The following is a 16,747-nucleotide window of genomic DNA, read 5'->3' as shown; positions in this document are numbered from 1 at the left end:
CGATCGGCGAGACCAGATCGATGATCCGCGAGGTGAGCTGGTTCGGCTCCGTCTCCAGCCGCAGCCGCTCCTGCGGATACAACGGCGTCAGCTTGTTGAACTCCGCCCGCGACCTGCCGCCCTCCGGCGAAGTGCCGTTGACCGAATCCAGCCGCACCAGAGCATTGAACTTCTCCCGCCGCTCCCCCTCACGCGGCTGCCGCACCGCACCCGTGACGTGATCACCCTTGCGCAGCCCGTTCTTGCGGACCTGCGCCAGCGACACATACACATCATTCGGCCCCGGCAGATACCCCGACGTCCGCACGAACGCATAGTTGTCGAGAATGTCCAGGATCCCGGCCACCGGAATCAGCACATCATCCTCAGCGATCTGCGGCTCGGCATCCTCACGCCCACCACGACGCCCACGACGATCCCGATACCGACCCCGACGACCACGACGGCCGTCACGCTTGGACTGCCGGCCCTGTTCGGCGCCTGGGTGGGCGGACGTTTCGGTGGTGTCGTTCTTCACAGAGGGCCTTCCGGACGGCGGATACGTACCTGCGTCCTCGCCTGCTGAAGCGGAGAAGACGGGAGCCTCTGCCGTGCCCCGCAAGGCGCTCCGGCGGTCCGGGCGGACGGGGAGACGGCCGCAGGCTCTGGACGGTGGACGGACCACACCGTCATGCGTGCACTTCCCCCGCTGGCCGCCGGGAAACACGGCCTTGCCCGCCTGCTCGCCCTTCCCACGGCCCGGAGCGGAACAACCGGGCAGGGTACGGCGGTTCGCTTGTACGTTACAAGTGACCCGAACAGCCGTCCGTCACGCAACGGAGTCCGCATGACCCATGCCCGCAGCGCCGCCTCGTCCTCCTCCGCCGAACCGCGTCCGCGGAGCCCCTGGACGGACGGCACCGGCGGCGGGACGGGCGCCGGTGCGGGGACGGCGGCCACCGGCCCGCCCGGAGAGGCAACCAAGGGCGCCGGCAGGGGAGTCGTGGCGGTACTGGCCTTCGCCGGTATCTCGGTCGCGGTCATGCAGACGCTGCTCGTCCCCGTCGTGGCCCGGCTGCCGCAGCTGCTGGGCGCCACCTCGCCCGACGCCGCCTGGGTCGTCACGGCGACGCTGCTCTCCGGTGCCGTCGCGACGCCCGTCATGGGACGGCTCGGCGACCTGTACGGCAAGCGCCGGCTCATCCTCGTCAGCCTCACGGCGATGGTGGCCGGTTCGCTGATGTGCGCGCTGACCTCGTCGCTCGTGCCGATGATCGCGGGGCGCGCGGTCCAGGGGTTCGCAATGGGCGCGATCCCGCTCGGGATCAGCATCATGCGGGACGAACTGCCTGCCGACAGGCTCGGTTCGGCCATGGCGTTCATGAGTTCGTCGCTCGGCGTCGGCGGTGCCCTCGCCATGCCCGCGGCCGCGTACATCGCCCAGCACGCCGACTGGCACGTGCTGTTCTTCGGGTCGGCCGGTCTCGGCGTCCTGGCAATGCTGCTGGTGGCCGCCGTCGTTCCGGAGTCCGCGCATCGCACGGGAGGCCGCTTCGACGTCCCCGGAGCGCTGGGGCTGACCGCCGGGCTCGTCCTGCTGCTGCTCGCGATATCGAAGGGCGGCGACTGGGGCTGGGGCAGCGGGACCACGCTGGGCCTCTTCGCCGCCGCGCCGGTGGTCTTCGTCCTGTGGGGGCTGATGGAGCTGCGCGTGCGCGAGCCGCTGGTCGACCTGCGCAGCACGGCCCGCCGCCAGGTGCTGCTGACCAACCTCGCCTCCATCACCGTCGGTCTGGCCTTCTACGCCGCGACGCTGGTGCTGCCGCAGCTGCTCCAGCTGCCGCGCTCGACCGGGTACGGCCTCGGGCAGACGATGGTCGTGGCGGGTGTGTGCGTGGCACCGATGGGCCTCGCCATGATGCTCGTCTCCTCGCTCTCGGCACGCATCTCCGAGACGCGCGGCCCGAAGGTCTCACTGATGACGGGCCTGGTGGTACTCGCCGTCGCCTATCTGGCCGGAACGGCACTGATGGATGCCGTGTGGCAGGTCGTGCTGACCGCCGTCCTGATCGGTGTGGGCATCGGCATCGCCTACTCGGCGATGCCCGCGCTGATCATCGGCGCCGTCCCGCAGTCGGAGTCGGGGGCGGCGAACGGGCTGAACACGCTGATGCGTTCGATCGGCACGTCCACCTCGAGCGCCGTCGTCGGCGTGGTGCTGGCACGCATGAGCATCCCGGCCGGCGGCACCGCCGTGCCCAGCCAGGAGGGCTTCCGCGTCTCGTTCCTCATCGCGGCGGGAGCCGCCCTGACCGGTCTGATCGTCGCCTCGTTCCTGCCGGGGAAGTCCGGACGCGACGCGCACGTCTGACCCGCGGACCTCGGCCGCGCCGGTTGAAATCCGTTCGCCAACTCCCGGACGTGCGGCCAGGATGACTCGCATGCACACGACTCTTCTGCCGTTTCTGGGCGCATGTCTCCTTATCGCCATGTCGCCGGGCCCCAGCACTGTGCTGATCATCCGCAATTCCCTGCGCAGCCGCCGCTCGGGGTTCATGACGGTGCTCGGGAACGAGACGGGGGTCTTCCTCTGGGGCCTCGTCGCCGCGTTCGGGCTGACCGCGCTGCTCGCGGCGTCCGAACTGGCCTACGGCGTACTGAGGTTCGGGGGAGCGGCCGTCCTCATCGTCTTCGGTGTGCAGGCGATCCGCGCGGCGCGCCGGGGCGGCAGCTTCGAGATGGCCGCGGCTTCCGGGCCGGCGCAGGAGGGCGTCGGGCGGTGCTACCGCGCCGGGCTGCTGCTGAATCTCGCGAATCCGAAGGCGGCAGTGTTCGCAATGTCCTTTCTGCCTCAATTTGTCCCGGAGGGTGCGCCGCAGTTGCCGCTGATGGTGACGCTGGCCGCGGTCTGGGCGGTCTTCGAGGTCGGCTACTACGGCATCTACGTGTGGTTCGTCGGGCGGATGCGGCGTGTGCTCTCCCGCGCGGGAGTACGGCGCAGGCTGGAGCAGATCTCGGGCGGTGTGCTGCTGGTGCTCGGCGTCCGGCTGGCGCTGGAGGGTTAGGGAGGAGCCGGGGTGTGTGGGGGCAGCCCGTGTGCCCGTCGGTCGGGCGGTTTCGCTTCGGGCGGCAGCCGATTCAGGTGTCTTTCTTGATTGATTCCAGTTTTTGCGGCAGGCTTCGGACCGTGCCTACCACCTCGGACGTCGAGCGCATGCTGCGCGAGGCCGAACTGCGAGTCACGCGGCCCCGTGTGGCAGTGCTGCACGCAGTGCACGAGCATCCGCACGCCGAGACCGAATCGATCACCGGTTTCGTGCGTGAGAATCTCGGCGCGGTCTCCCATCAGGCCGTCTACGACGTGCTGCGCGCGCTGACCGCCGCGGGTCTGGTGCGGCGCATCCAGCCGCCGGGCTCCTTGGCGCGCTACGAGGCGCGGGTCGGGGACAACCACCACCACGTGGTGTGCCGGTCGTGCGGCACCGTCGCCGACGTCGACTGCGCGACGGGTGAGGCCCCCTGCCTGACCGCGTCGGACGACCACGGCTTCGCGATCGACGAGGCCGAGGTCATCTACTGGGGCCTGTGCCCCGGCTGTTCCGCCGTACCAAGCTCCTGATCATCCTGATCCATGTGGAAGGAATTCCGTGTCTGAGAACCATGAAGCAGTCGTCGACGAGGCGAACACGGAGAGTGGAGGCTGCCCGGTCGCGCACGGCCGCGCCCCCCACCCGACCCAGGGCGGCGGGAACCGCGGCTGGTGGCCGAACCGCCTCAACCTGAAGGTCCTCGCCAAGAACCCCGCCGAGGCCAACCCCATGGGCAAGGACTTCGACTACGCCGAAGCCTTCAAGTCCCTCGACCTCGCGGACGTCAAGCGCGACATCGAGCAGGTGCTCACGGACTCGAAGGACTGGTGGCCTGCCGACTTCGGCCACTACGGCCCCTTCATGATCCGTATGGCCTGGCACAGCGCGGGCACCTACCGCATCAGCGACGGCCGCGGCGGCGCCGGCGCGGGCCAGCAGCGCTTCGCGCCCCTCAACAGCTGGCCGGACAACGGGAACCTCGACAAGGCCCGCCGGTTGCTGTGGCCGGTGAAGAAGAAGTACGGCAACAAGCTGTCCTGGGCCGACCTGATGGTCCTCACGGGCAACGTCGCCCTGGAGACCATGGGCTTCGAGACCTTCGGCTTCGCAGGCGGCCGCGAGGACGTCTGGGAGCCCGAGGAGGACGTCTACTGGGGCCCCGAGACCACGTGGCTCGGCGACGAGCGCTACAGCGGGGACCGGGAGCTGGAAAACCCCCTCGGCGCCGTCCAGATGGGCCTCATCTACGTCAACCCGGAGGGCCCCAACGGCAACCCGGACCCGATCGCCGCCGCCCGCGACATCCGCGAGACGTTCCGCCGCATGGCGATGAACGACGAGGAGACCGTCGCGCTGATCGCCGGTGGCCACACCTTCGGCAAGACCCACGGAGCGGCTCCCGACTCCCACCTCGGCCCCGAACCCGAGGCCGCCCCGCTGGAGTTGCAGGGCCTGGGCTGGAAGGGCAACCACGGCACCGGAGTCGGCGGTGACGCGATCACCAGCGGACTCGAGGGCACCTGGACGAACACCCCGACGACGTGGGACAACAGCTTCTTCGAGATTCTCTTCGGCTACGAGTGGGAGCTGACGCAGAGCCCCGCCGGTGCGCACCAGTGGCAGCCGAAGGACGGCGCCGGCGCGGGTACCGTCCCCGACGCCCACGACTCCTCGAAGAGCCACGCCCCGACGATGCTGACGACGGACCTCTCGCTGCGCATGGACCCGGTCTACGAGCCGATCTCGCGCCGCTTCCTCGAGCACCCCGAGGAGTTCGCGGACGCCTTTGCGCGGGCCTGGTTCAAGCTGACCCACCGTGACATGGGCCCGATCGAGCGCTACCTCGGTCCCGAGGTTCCGAGCGAGCGGCTGATCTGGCAGGACCCGGTTCCGGCCGTGGACCACGAGCTCGTCGGGGCGGACGACATCGCCGCCCTCAAGACCCGGATCCTCGAGTCGGGTCTGACGGTCTCCGAGCTGGTCTCCACCGCGTGGGCGTCGGCCGCGTCGTTCCGCGGCAGCGACAAGCGGGGCGGCGCCAACGGCGCGCGCATCCGCCTGGAGCCGCAGAACCGCTGGGAGGTCAACAACCCCGACCAGCTCTCCGCGGTCCTGCGCAAGCTGGAGGAGATCCAGGAGAGCTTCAACTCCGCCCAGACCAGGAACAAGAAGATCTCGCTGGCCGACCTGATCGTCCTCGGCGGCTGCGCGGGCGTCGAGCAGGCGGCCCGGAACGCCGGCCACCAGGTCGAGGTTCCCTTCACGCCCGGACGTACGGACGCCTCGGCCGAGCAGACCGACGTGGAGTCCTTCGAGGCGCTGGAGCCGACCGCGGACGGCTTCCGCAACTACCTCGGGAAGGGCAACCGGCTTCCGGCCGAGTACCTGCTCATCGACCGGGCGAACCTGCTCACGCTGAGCGCGCCCGAGATGACCGTGCTCATCGGCGGTCTCCGCGTGCTGGACACGAACTTCGACAAGTCGTCGCACGGCGTGCTCACCGACAACCCGGGCGCGCTGACCAACGACTTCTTCGTGAACCTGCTCGACATGGGCACGAAGTGGGAGCCGACGTCGCAGCCGTCGGAGACCTCCGAGACCTTCGAGGGCCGCGACACGGCCACGGGCAAGCTCAGGTGGACGGGCAGCCGTGTCGACCTGCTCTTCGGTTCGAACTCCGAACTGCGCGCTCTCGCCGAGGTCTACGCGTGCGACGACGCCGAGGACAAGCTCGTGCGCGACTTCGTCGCGGCGTGGGACAAGGTCATGAACCTCGACCGGTTCGACATCGCCTGATCGTCCGAGCACAACCGTACGGACCGGGCCACCGGTCCGGACGACCGGGCCGGGTGCCCGGGCTCCGCTGCGGAGCCCGGGCACCCGGCCCTTTTTATGCGTCCTCTTTCTGTGCGTCCTTTCTATGCCTCCTCCGGGCCGTGCGGCGGCGTCATGCAGAAGCGGTGCTGGATGACGCGGTATCCCGCCTTCGCGAACGCGGCGGCCATCGGCGCGTTGCCCAGATCCGTGGCGGCCGCGATCGAACGGGCGCCCTCGGCGGCGAGCAGGCGCGTGCACGCGACGAGCAGGTCGTGGGCGTAGCCGTTGCCGCGCTGCCCGGGCACCACGCCGATGAACCCGACCGCGTAGCCGCTGGGGATGAGCCCCGGCACGTGCAGACCGGCCAGCTCGCCGTCGGGCGTGTACGCCAGTCGCCACCACTCGCGCCCGCCGAACGTCGCCATCCACTGCAGGTGTTCCAGGTCCTCGCGGGCGGCCCGTTCGATGCCGGCGGCGGCCGTGTCCCCGGCGGCGAGGGCGTGCCGGGCGTGTGCGTCGAGTGTGCCGTGCTGCACCTGGCGCAGCACGTCGAGGATCACCTCGTCGTCCGGCTCGGGGCGGAAGTGGAGACGGCCGGGGCGCTCGGGCAGCCCCTCGGGGTCCTGCGCCGCCGGGGGAGTCCAGTCGTAGCGGAAGCGCTCGACGAGGGGGGTCCAGCCCGCCGCCGTGGCAGCGCTGATGCGTGCCTCGGCCGCTGCCCGCACGGCGGGGTCGGTCCGCCAGCCCGGCGGCAGTACGAGTTCGAACGCGACCTTGGGGGTGAGGGCGCGCAGCAGCCGCAGGGCGGCCTCGTCCTCACCGGGCTCGAAGTCGAACCAGTCGAGCAGAGCGGGCTGTTGGGCGCCCGGCCCTGCCCAGCACGCCGCCCGGGCGACGACGCGCCCGTCGCGCTCGGCGACCCACGTCCACTCGGGGCGGTACTCCCCGCCCTCGGCGACGGTGCTGTAGGGACGGCCGAGCAGGGGCCTGCCCACAAGGCCGGGGTCGTGCAGGGAGGTGAAGACGTCACGCGCCTCGGACTCCGCGAGAGTGCGGACGACGAGGTCTCCGGTCATGCCGGTCATGGTCAAGTGGTCCTTCCGGAAGGAGCGTTGCGCTCCCCGGAGGTACACCACCTACCTGTGCCGGTGCCTCCTCATGGACGAGGCGCCGCCGAGGGCGGGAGGCCCCCCGCGCGGGCAGGGCCCGGATCCAGGGGGTGGGGGTACCACCCGGGCCGCAAGGCCCGGGGGGAGGAGCGCGTGGGTGTGGGTGTGCCGCACATCGCCTCTCGCCTCCTCTCCTGTGCCGTCGGGCCCGCCGGCCGTGGGCCGGCTCGGTGAGGGCACCGTAGCGGCCGCTGCCGTGTCCGTCCACCGGGTTTCCGCCGGGGCGGTTCCGGAGGGCGCCCGGATGCGGATGTACTGGTTCGGCTACTGCTCAAGGGCAAGCCTGGACAGGGGGTTTGTGTGTACTCAGAATGCAGTGCATGACCTCACTGGAGTTCGGTGCCCACCCTCCGCGGCTTTCCGACGCGGACCGGGAGCGGGCTCTCGAGGTGCTGCGTGAGGGCGCGGCGGACGGACGCATCTCGCAGAACACGTTCGAACGGCGTATGGATGTGGTCCTCAAGGCGCAGTGGCACGGTGAGTTGCAGGAGGTGCTGCACGACCTGCCGACGCGACGGGCGCGCAAGCGGTGGTTCGCCGAAGGCATCGCCCGTCTCCACTCCTTCCACCGTGCGCTGCGGCACGCGTGGCAGTCCGAACGCCTGCCGGAGCTGCTGCTGCCGGGGCCCGGCTCGCACCCGTACTCGATAGGCCGCGCGCCGGGTTCGATGCTGCGGCTCAATCACTTCACCGTCTCCCGTACGCACGCGCAGCTGCGGGCGACCGGCGACGGCTGGAAGCTGCGCGACCTGGGCTCCAGCAACGGCACGTGGGTCAACGGAAGCAGGGTGACCGGTTCGGTGAGGGTGCGCCCCGGTGACGTCGTGAGATTCGGGCAGACCGGCTTCAGGCTCGCCGTGGCGCAGCCGCCCTCCCTCGAGCCGCCGCCCCGGGCCTGACGCACCGCAGCACGACGAGGCTGCGGTCCGCCAGCGTGATCCGGTCTCCCGTCCCGGCCTTGCGGATCTCCTGGGCCGACGGCGGCAGTTCGTCGGCCGTGTCCAGGACGAGCTGCCACTGCCCCCCGGAGTCCCACCCTTCGGGACCGTCCGGGACGGTGAAGTCCACCGGGATGTTCCGCGCGTTGAACAGCAGCAGGAACGAGTCGTCGGTGACGGGCTCGCCGCGGGTACCGGTCTCGGAGATGGCGCCGCCGTTGAGCAGCACCGCCAGCGAGTGGGAGTCCTCCTCGTGCCAGTCGTGCGGGCGCATGGCTTCGCCCCGCGGAGTGAACCAGGCGATGTCGGCGGACCGGTGGGCCTCCTCGCCGCTGCCCCCGGACGCGGGCCCCCGGAAGAAGCGACGCCGCCGCAGGACGGGATGTTTGCGGCGCAGCGCGGTCAACTCCGCGATGAACGCGCACAGTTCAGCTTCCGGGCCGAGTTCCTGCACGCCGGTCGCCGTCGTTGCGCCGGCCGGACCTTCCGCGGCCGTCGCTCCGCCCGCACCGTCCGGCCAGTGCACCCAGGCCAGTTCGCCGTCCTGGCAGTAGGCGTTGTTGTTGCCGTGCTGCGTGCGTGCGAACTCGTCGCCGTGGGAGATCATCGGCACGCCCTGCGAAAGCATCAGCGTCGCGAGGAAGTTGCGCATCTGCCGGCGCCGCAGCCGCAGCACGTCAGGGTCGTCCGTGGGGCCCTCGGTGCCGCAGTTCCACGAACGGTTGTGGTCCTCTCCGTCACGGTTGCCCTCGCCGTTGGCCTCGTTGTGCTTGCCGTCGTAGCTGACGAGGTCGTGCAGGGTGAAACCGTCGTGGCATGTCACGAAGTTGATGGAGGCCAGCGGACGTCTGCCGTCCCGGTACAGGTCCGAGGACCCCGTCAGCCGGCTGGCGAACTCCGCGAGCGTGCCCGGCTCGCCGCGCCACAGGTCCCGCACCGTGTCGCGGTAACGGCCGTTCCACTCCGTCCACAGCGGCGGGAAGTTGCCGACCTGGTAGCCGCCTTCACCCACGTCCCACGGTTCGGCGATCAGCTTGACGCGGCTGACGACCGGGTCCTGCTGCACCAGGTCGAAGAAGGACGAGAGACGGTCCACTTCGTGGAACTGCCGGGCCAGCGTGGCGGCCAGGTCGAAGCGGAAGCCGTCGACGTGCATCTCGGTCACCCAGTAGCGCAGCGAGTCCATGATGAGCTGCAGGACGTGGGGGCTGCGCATCAACAGTGAATTACCCGTGCCCGTTGTATCGGTGTAGTAGCGCGGGTCCTCGCTCAGCCGGTAGTACGAGGGATTGTCGAGCCCCCGGAAGGAGAGCGTGGGACCCAGGTGATTGCCTTCGGCGGTGTGGTTGTAGACGACGTCGAGGAGGACCTCGATGCCCGCCGCGTGCAGGGCGCGCACCGCCTGCTTGAACTCCAGCACCTGCTGGCCGCGGTCGCCCCACGAGGCGTAGGCGTTGTGCGGGGCGAAGAACCCCACGGTGTTGTAGCCCCAGTAGTTCGCCATCCCCGCGTCGGCCAGCCTGTGGTCGGTGACGTACTGGTGTACCGGCATCAACTCCAGTGCGGTGACGCCGAGTTGCGTCAGATGGTCGATGACTGCGGGATGCGCCAGCGCCGCGTAGGTGCCGCGGAGCTCGGGCGGCAGTCCGGGATGGAGCATCGTGAGGCCCTTCACGTGCGCCTCGTAGATGACGGTGCGGTCGTAGCCGGTGCGGGGCGGCCGGTCCTCGCCCCAGTCGAAGTACGGGTTGACCACGACCGACGCCATCGTGTGCGGCGCCGAGTCCAGATCGTTGCGCCGGTGCGGGGCGCCGAAGCGGTAGCCGTAGACCGCCTCGTCCCAGTCGATGCGGCCGCTCATCGCCTTGGCGTACGGGTCGAGCAGCAGCTTCGCGCTGTTGCAGCGCAGCCCGCGTCCCGGGTCGTACGGGCCCTCGACGCGGAATCCGTAGCGCTGCCCCGGCATCACGCCCGGCAGATAGGCGTGCCGCACGTAGCCGTCGGACTCGCGCAGCTCCACCGCCGTCTCCCGCCCCTCGTCGTCCAGCAGGCACAGCTGGATGCGGCGGGCCGCCTCGGAGAAGACCGCGAAGTTGGTTCCGGCGCCGTCGTAGGTTGCGCCGAGGGGGTACGCCTGTCCCGGCCAGACCTGCATGCGATGCTCTCCTTCCGCAGTTGCCGTCCGGCTGCTGCCGCCGCACCGGGGCATCCTTGCCCAGGTCACGCGAAACGGACGGTGCGGCGAGCTGCAATCCCTCGTACGGGCGTACGGGCAGGGCAAGTTGATGGGGGTTCAGGGTGCGGCTCTTCCAGGGCCGCAGTAGTCTTCCTTGATCGCTCAACAGGGTCAGGAAGGCGGTGCGCGGGTGGGTGCGGGCGGGCTTGAGCTCCCCCCAGGTGAAAGCGGCGACGACGGTGACGGGGAGGCCGCCGGCGCACCGGCCGGTGCGGTGTCACTGGCACGTCCCATGGAGATCGGCGCGGACCTCGACTGGGACGCGGACGCGTGGGCCGAGGTGCGCACCCGGGCCAGGCGGGCAGGGCGCGCGTACATCTGGCTGAATCTCGTCGAGCAGCGGCTGCGGGCCGTCGTCTCCGCCGTGCTGCGGCCCATCTACGAACCGGTGCACGGCGACGAGTGGGTCGTCGCCGCGGCCGGTCCCGCCGGGCAGGAGTGGGTCCAACGGGCCGTGGCGGTACGGGAGGTGAGCCGCCGCAAGGGCTATCTGCTCGACCCCGCCGACGACAACGTTCTCTGCTTCCTGACGCTGCCGCAGCTGCGTGAGCTGATGGTGCAGCACTGGCCGTGCTTCGAGCCGTACTTCGACGACCGCCGCGAGGTCGAACTCGCCCTGGACGAGCTGGAGGTGGCGCGCAGCGCCGTCGCCCGCAACCGTGCGCTGTCCGAGACCGTGCTCGCACAGGCCGAGCGGATGTGCGCCCGGCTGCTGGAGATGCTGGGCGCCTCCGGGGACGACGCGCCCTCCGCGCACCGGCTGCCCGTCGACGCGGTGGAGGACCTCGTCGGTGACCGTTTCGCCGACGTGGTGGGAGTCCACTCCGACCGCGTCCGCCTCCAGCGGCGCCTGCCCGCCGAGGACCTCTTCGGCGGTGCCCGGCGGCTGGACGCGATGGGCATAGGTCTCAATCTCCTGGTGCAGAACTACTCGGGCCGCCGCCTGGTGCGGCTGGCCGCCTCCGGGTGCCGGCTGCGGTTGCTCTTCCTCAACCCCGCCAGCAGCGCCGTACGTCGCCGGGAGCGCGAACTGGGCATAAAGAAGGGTGAGTTGAGCCGCACCGTGGAGATGAACATCCTCCACATGCGCCGCGTGCGGGCGCGGCTGCGCGACACCGGCGCGTTCGAGATCCATGTCTTCGACGAGACGCCGCGCTTCTCCGCGTACATGGTCGACGGGGACGGGGCGGACGGCCTGGCCGTCGTACAGCCGTATCTGCGGCGGGTCCGCGGGATGGAGGCGCCGGTGCTGGTCCTGCGCGGCGGAGGGAGGGATCTCGTGCAGCGGGGCGGGGAGCACGGCAAACCTCAGGACGAGGGTGTGCACGGGCTGTTCCAGACCTACCGCGAGGAATTCGAGTCGGCGTGGACGGACTCGCGCCCCGTATCGTGAACGTGGTGCCGTCGGTGTCAGGTGCACACAGCCTCCGGACCGCCCGCACGCCCCTCTTCTAAGCTGCCGCACATGACGACCTATGCGGCGCTACTGCGGGGGATCAATGTGGGCGGACACAAGAAGGTGCCCATGGCCGAGCTGAGGGACCTCATGGCCGGCCTGGGGTGGAGCGACGTCCGCACCTACTTGCAGAGCGGCAACGCGGTCTTCACCACCGGCGACGCCGACCCCGGCGACCGCCTGGAGCGCGCCGTCGCGGACCGCTTCGGCTTCGAGGTCCGCTGCCTGGTCCGTACTGCCGCGGAGCTGCGCGCCGTTGCCGATGCGTGCCCCTATCCGGCCGCGGAGCTGGACCCGGCCAAACTGGTGGTCCTGTTCCTCGAAGAGGCTCCCGGGGAAAGCCACTTCGGCTCACTGGACGGGGCGAGGTTCGCCCCCGACACCTTCGAGCACGTGGGCAGCGCCGTGTACTGCTACTTCCCGGACGGGATGGGCCGGAGCAAGCTCCCGTCCGCTCTCGAGTCCGTGTCCCCCAAGGTGGTGATGACCGGCCGCAATTGGCGCACGGTCCAGCGGCTCATCGAACTCGCGAGCTGAACCCGCAGCCCCGGGCCCGTCCGGAACCCGCCCACGATCTGTCCTGAATTCGCCCCGAGATCAGGTCCGCGAGGCGGCGCGGTGTCCGTCAAGGGACGCAGTCCGCCGAAGAGTTGAACATCGGTGAGCAGTTCGGTCGGATCGCCGACCGAACTGCTGCCCTGTCAGGGCGGCTTGAGACGGTACGGGCCACTTTGCCGTGGCGCTCCGAGAGTTGTGTATGTCACACCCGCTCATACGGGTTGAGGTGAGCGGATCAATCAGACAGTGTTTCGAGTCCCCCGGTAGCGGATCGACGCTGCCCTGCGAACCGGGGGCGAAAACAGACATACAACCCCCCACACCTCACGAGGAGGACCCTCGTCATGGCAACCAACACGCCGAGAAGCCCCCAGAAGTCCGCGAAGCGCCGCCGCATCACCATCGCCACCGGTGTCACCGCGGCGGTGATCGGGGCGGCCACGCTGCTGACCCTGCCCGCAGGTGCCGCACCGGCCGAGGGCCACGTGTACGGCACCAAGGCCAAGGGCGCCGTCGACGGCAGCTACATCGTCATGCTCAAGGACGGCAAGGGTGCCAACTCCGTGAAGGCGACGGGGAACGACCTGGCCGAGCAGTACGGCGGCAAGGTCAAGAACACCTACACCTCCGCGATCAACGGCTTCTCCGCCAAGGGGCTCAGCGCCAAGGAGGCCCGCCAGCTGGCCGGTGACTCCCAGGTCGAGAAGGTCGTCCAGAACCACACCTTCACGGTGAACGAGACGCAGTCCAACCCGCCGTCGTGGGGCCTGGACCGCATCGACCAGAAGGAAACCGAGGGCGACAAGAAGTACACCTTCCCGGACAGCGCCGGTGAGGGCGTGACCGCGTTCGTCATCGACACCGGTGTCCGCATCACGCACAAGGACTTCGGCGAGCGCGCCGAGTCCGGCTTCGACGCGGTCGACGGCGACGACGACGCCGACGACGGCCAGGGCCACGGCACGCACGTCGCGGGCACCATCGCCGGCAGCGACCACGGCGTCGCCAAGAAGGCCAAGATCGTCGCGGTGCGTGTGCTGGACGACCAGGGCTCCGGCACCACCGAGCAGGTCGTCAAGGGCATCGACTGGGTGACCAAGAACGCCAAGGGCCCCTCCGTCGCCAACATGTCCCTCGGCGGCCCGCAGGACGAGGCGCTGGACGCCGCGGTGCAGAAGGCCATCGACGCCGGCATCACCTTCGCCGTCGCCGCGGGCAACGAGGGCCAGGACGCCGACAACAGCTCGCCGGCCCGGGTTCAGGACGCCATGACCGTCGCCGCCAGCGACGACGCCGACAAGCAGGCCGACTTCTCCAACTTCGGCAAGATCGTCGACATCTACGCGCCGGGCGTGGACATCGTCTCCGCGACCAACACCGGCGACGACGCCACGGAGACGCTGTCGGGCACCTCCATGGCCGCCCCGCACGTCGCGGGTGCCGCGGCTCTCTTCCTCGGCGAGAACAACGACGCCAAGCCGGCGGACGTCGCCAAGGGTCTGAGCGAACAGGCCACGAAGGACGCGATATCCAACCCGAGCGAGGGCACGAAGAACGAGCTCCTGAACGTCGGCAAGTGACCGGCGGGCCCGCCCGCTGAGCAAGGACGGGCGGCACCCCAGGGCTCCATCAGCACAACGGGCCGCCCGTCGCGCTCCCCAAGGGGCGCGGCGGGCGGCCTCATTGGCGCGGCGGCCGTGCCGGTCCGTGCCGGTCCGTTCTGGTCCGGGTGCTCTGTGCCGGCGGCGCCCGGCGCCCGATCCCCGGCGCCCGCCCGGCCTCCGGCCGGGCCGTCAGGCGCTCAGCGCGCGCTCCCGTCAGGCGCTCAGCGCGCGCTCCCGTCAGGCGCTCAGCGCCAGCGGCCCGTGCGCCGCCGCCTCGTCGTAGCGCAGCGCCAGCAGCTCCGCCAGTTCCGGCGCCGCGCCCAGCACCGGCGCGAGCACGTCGGCCCCGGCCTCCAGTGCGCCGCTGCGGATGCGGTCGGGTAGACGGCCGGGCGCGATGACGTACGGGGCCACCGCCACATGCCGGACGCCGTCGGCGCGCAACCCCCGCACGGCGTCCTCCGTACGGGGAAGAGAGGCGGAGGCGAACGCAGGACGCACGGCACACCAGCGACCGGTGCGCCGCCACTCCCGCGCGGTCTGTGCGATCACTGCGATCGCCTCCGCGTCCGAGGAGCCCGCCGAGGCCAGCACGACCCCGGTCGAGCGGTTCATCGCCGGCCGCAGCCCGGCCTCGTGCAGGCGCCGCTCCAGCGCCCCCACGAGCAGCGGATGCGGACCGAGCACGTCCGCCTGCCGCACCCGCAGCCGCGGCAGCCGGGACGTCGACTCGTGCAGCACGGAGGGGATGTCGGACTTGGCGTGAAAGGCGCGGCCGATCAGCAGCGGCAGGGCGACGACGTCGCGGACGCCCTCCGCGTGCAGCCTCTCCAGGAGGTGCGGCACCGAGGGGGCGTTGAAGTCCAGATGGGCCGCCTCCACACGCAGCGCGGGACGCAGCGCCCTCACGCGCGCACAGAGCGCCGCGACGGTCGCGGCGTGCCGCGGGTCGCGGCTGCCGTGTGCGATGACCACGAGAGCGGGTCGTGTCGCATCGTGCATGGCGGTCGTCCGTTCCTTGTCGGCTGCTTGCCGGTTGCGGTTGCGGTTCCGGTGTCGGTTCCGCTTCCGGTTCGGTCCGGCTCCGGGTCCGGATCGGCTTCCGGAGCTCCGGTCTGTCGGTTGTCGTTCGTTCCCGTCGGGCCGCATGCGGCGCCGGCGTTCAGTGGGCCGTCGCGAGGAGGCCGCGGTGGCGCAGCACCCTGCGCTCCAGCGGCGCGAAGATGAGCAGTTCGATGCCGATGCCGACGAGGAGGATGAGGAGGATCGCCCCCAGCACCAGCGGCATGTCCTGATAGGCCCGTCCGGTCTCCAGCAACTGCCCCAGCCCCGCACCCAGTTCGGGCGAAGTGGCGATCAGCTCGGCAGCCATCAGCGACCGCCACGAGAAGGCCCAGCCCTGCTTGAGCCCCGCGATGTAGCCGGGCAGCGCGCCCGGCAGCAGCACGTGCCGCACCCCGCGGAACCCCGTCGCGCCGATGACGTGCCCCGCGCGCAGATGCAGCGGCTGGATGCGGTCCACGCCCGCGACCAGCCCGTTCGCGATGGACGGCACCGCGCCGAGCAGTACGACCGCGTAGATCGTGGCGTCCGTCAGCCCGAACCAGATGATCGCGGCGGGCACCCACGCCACCGACGGCAGCGACTGCAGCCCCGAGAGGATCGGCCCGATCGCCGCACGCACGGGCTTGACCTGAGCGACCAGCAGCCCGAGCAGCGTGCCCAGCACCAGCGCGACGGCGAAGCCGAGCGCACCCCGCGAGACGCTCTGCCAGACGATCGACAGGATGGTGCCCTTGTACCACTCCTCGGCCAGGGCGTCCCACACCATCAACGGGCCGGGCAGCTGGTACGGCTCCTTGATGCGCAGGGCGAACGCCAGCTGCCACAGCGCCAGTACGAGCACGACCGCGACCGCGGGCGGCAGCGCCTTGCGCCGCAGCACCTGCGCCAGCGGCAGCCGCGTGGCGGTGCGCGTGTCGAGCGCGTCGAGACCGGCCTCCAGGCCCGCCAGGTCCCCGGCGTCGTCCCGCTTCGCGCGCTGCGCGGGCCGGGCGCCGTCCGCCTCGACGGGCCGGGAGTCAGTGCTGGCCATGTCGGCGGATCTCTCCCCTCAGCTCTTCGGTGATCTCGGCGGAGAGGTTCGCCACGTCGGCGTCCTCGATGCGCCGCGGGTGCGGGATGTCCACGGTCCACTCGCGGGCGACGCGGCCCGGCCGGGAGGAGAGAAGCACCACGCGCTGCGCGAGGCGCACGGCCTCCCGCACGTTGTGCGTCACGAACAGGACGGAGACGCCGGTCTCCGACCAGATCCGCGTGAGCTCCTCGTGCAGCACGTCACGCGTGATCGCGTCGAGCGCGGCGAACGGCTCGTCCATCAGCAGCAGTCCGCTGTCCTGGGCGAGCGCCCTGGCAAGCGCGACGCGCTGACGCATGCCGCCCGACAGCTCGTGCACCCGCTTGCGGTGCGCGCCCGTGAGCCGTACGAGCTCCAGCAGGCGCTCCGCCTCGGGCCGCCGCTCCGGCTTGGGCACGCCCCGCAGTTTCAGGGCCAGTTCGATGTTCCGGCCGGCGGTGAGCCACGGGAAGAGCGCGTGCTCCTGGAACATCAGCGAGGGGCGGCCGCCGGGCACGTCGATGGTGCCGGCGGACGGCTTGTCCAGCGCCGCGACGAGATTCAGCAGCGTCGACTTGCCGCATCCGCTCGCGCCGAGCAGCGTGACGAACTCGCCGGGGCCGACGTCGAGTGCGATGTCGTCCAGCACCAGCTGCTCCGCGCCCGCGCGTCCGAAGGTCTTGGAGACGTGGTCGAGGCGGACGGCGTAGCCCGCCTCGTCCATGGCGGGGCGCGCATCGGCGACGCCCGTGCCTGTCGCCGCGTACCCGGTGCCGGGCGCGGGC

The 16,747-nt window shown here is 70.9% G+C and carries 13 protein-coding genes and 1 pseudogene; 8 read left to right on the top strand and 6 right to left on the bottom strand.

All coding sequences use genetic code 11. The features are described from left to right. Positions 1-448: pseudogene (locus H180DRAFT_RS18790) on the bottom strand (transcription termination factor Rho); the annotation flags it as partial. Positions 449-826: 378 nt separating this feature from the next. Here H180DRAFT_RS18790 and H180DRAFT_RS18785 point away from each other — a divergent pair. The 4 genes from H180DRAFT_RS18785 (at position 827) to katG (ending at position 5,864) form a co-directional block, all read left to right on the top strand. Beyond that, a complete protein-coding gene (locus H180DRAFT_RS18785) occupies positions 827-2,350 on the top strand; it encodes an MFS transporter (RefSeq protein WP_079100221.1) in 1,524 nt (507 codons plus the stop codon). Positions 2,351-2,420: 70 nt separating this feature from the next. Further along, complete coding sequence (locus tag H180DRAFT_RS18780) at positions 2,421-3,044, top strand: LysE family translocator (RefSeq protein ID WP_055487237.1); 624 nt, start codon at positions 2,421-2,423, stop codon at positions 3,042-3,044. A gap of 149 nt (positions 3,045-3,193) precedes the next feature. Further along, the gene (locus tag H180DRAFT_RS18775) at positions 3,194-3,598 is read left to right on the top strand and encodes a Fur family transcriptional regulator (protein ID WP_302622448.1); all 405 of its coding nucleotides are present in this window, start codon (positions 3,194-3,196) and stop codon (positions 3,596-3,598) included. A gap of 28 nt (positions 3,599-3,626) precedes the next feature. Beyond that, positions 3,627-5,864: a catalase/peroxidase HPI gene (katG, locus tag H180DRAFT_RS18770; protein WP_055487235.1), complete on the top strand. Its 2,238-nt coding sequence runs from the start codon at positions 3,627-3,629 to the stop codon at positions 5,862-5,864. Between the two features lie 122 nt (positions 5,865-5,986). Here the strand turns inward: katG and H180DRAFT_RS18765 are convergent, their stop codons facing one another. Next, the gene (locus tag H180DRAFT_RS18765; protein WP_055487268.1) at positions 5,987-6,961 is read right to left on the bottom strand and encodes a GNAT family N-acetyltransferase; all 975 of its coding nucleotides are present in this window, start codon (positions 6,959-6,961) and stop codon (positions 5,987-5,989) included. Between the two features lie 413 nt (positions 6,962-7,374). On the opposite strand from H180DRAFT_RS18765, the gene H180DRAFT_RS18760 reads away from it, so the two are divergent. Next, a complete protein-coding gene (locus H180DRAFT_RS18760; RefSeq protein ID WP_055487267.1) occupies positions 7,375-7,953 on the top strand; it encodes a DUF1707 and FHA domain-containing protein in 579 nt (192 codons plus the stop codon). Here the strand turns inward: H180DRAFT_RS18760 and glgX are convergent. Next, positions 7,901-10,147 (bottom strand): glycogen debranching protein GlgX, encoded by a 2,247-nt coding sequence (gene glgX / locus H180DRAFT_RS18755; RefSeq protein ID WP_055487234.1) that lies wholly within the window; start codon positions 10,145-10,147, stop codon positions 7,901-7,903. The two genes, H180DRAFT_RS18760 and glgX, sit on opposite strands and share 53 nt — an antisense overlap. 211 nt (positions 10,148-10,358) lie before the next feature. On the opposite strand from glgX, the gene H180DRAFT_RS18750 reads away from it, so the two are divergent. From H180DRAFT_RS18750 to H180DRAFT_RS18740, 3 genes are all read left to right on the top strand, one after another. Further along, on the top strand, positions 10,359-11,621 hold the full coding sequence (locus H180DRAFT_RS18750; RefSeq protein ID WP_055487233.1) for an SAV2148 family HEPN domain-containing protein: 1,263 nt from the start codon (positions 10,359-10,361) through the stop codon (positions 11,619-11,621). 72 nt (positions 11,622-11,693) lie between these two features. Beyond that, positions 11,694-12,221 carry a DUF1697 domain-containing protein gene (locus H180DRAFT_RS18745; protein WP_055487232.1) on the top strand — a complete coding sequence of 176 codons (528 nt, stop codon included), beginning with the start codon at positions 11,694-11,696 and terminating at the stop codon, positions 12,219-12,221. 365 nt (positions 12,222-12,586) lie between these two features. Beyond that, positions 12,587-13,822 (top strand): S8 family peptidase, encoded by a 1,236-nt coding sequence (locus H180DRAFT_RS18740; RefSeq protein ID WP_055487231.1) that lies wholly within the window; start codon positions 12,587-12,589, stop codon positions 13,820-13,822. Between the two features lie 261 nt (positions 13,823-14,083). Here the strand turns inward: H180DRAFT_RS18740 and H180DRAFT_RS18735 are convergent, their stop codons facing one another. The 3 genes from H180DRAFT_RS18735 to H180DRAFT_RS18725 form a co-directional block, all read right to left on the bottom strand. Continuing rightward, complete coding sequence (locus H180DRAFT_RS18735) at positions 14,084-14,848, bottom strand: sirohydrochlorin chelatase (RefSeq protein ID WP_055487230.1); 765 nt, start codon at positions 14,846-14,848, stop codon at positions 14,084-14,086. Positions 14,849-15,008: 160 nt separating this feature from the next. Continuing rightward, a complete protein-coding gene (locus H180DRAFT_RS18730; protein ID WP_055487229.1) occupies positions 15,009-15,941 on the bottom strand; it encodes an ABC transporter permease in 933 nt (310 codons plus the stop codon). After that, complete coding sequence (locus H180DRAFT_RS18725) at positions 15,928-16,686, bottom strand: ABC transporter ATP-binding protein (RefSeq protein WP_055487266.1); 759 nt, start codon at positions 16,684-16,686, stop codon at positions 15,928-15,930. The genes H180DRAFT_RS18730 and H180DRAFT_RS18725 overlap by 14 nt, the downstream gene beginning before the upstream one ends. Positions 16,687-16,747 lie beyond the last annotated feature (61 nt).

The organism is Streptomyces sp. WMMB 322 (assembly GCF_900090145.1).
Classification (GTDB): domain Bacteria; phylum Actinomycetota; class Actinomycetes; order Streptomycetales; family Streptomycetaceae; genus Streptomyces.
The sequence above is the reverse complement of the archived record's forward strand: the minus strand, read 5'-3'. Positions and strand labels throughout refer to the sequence as shown.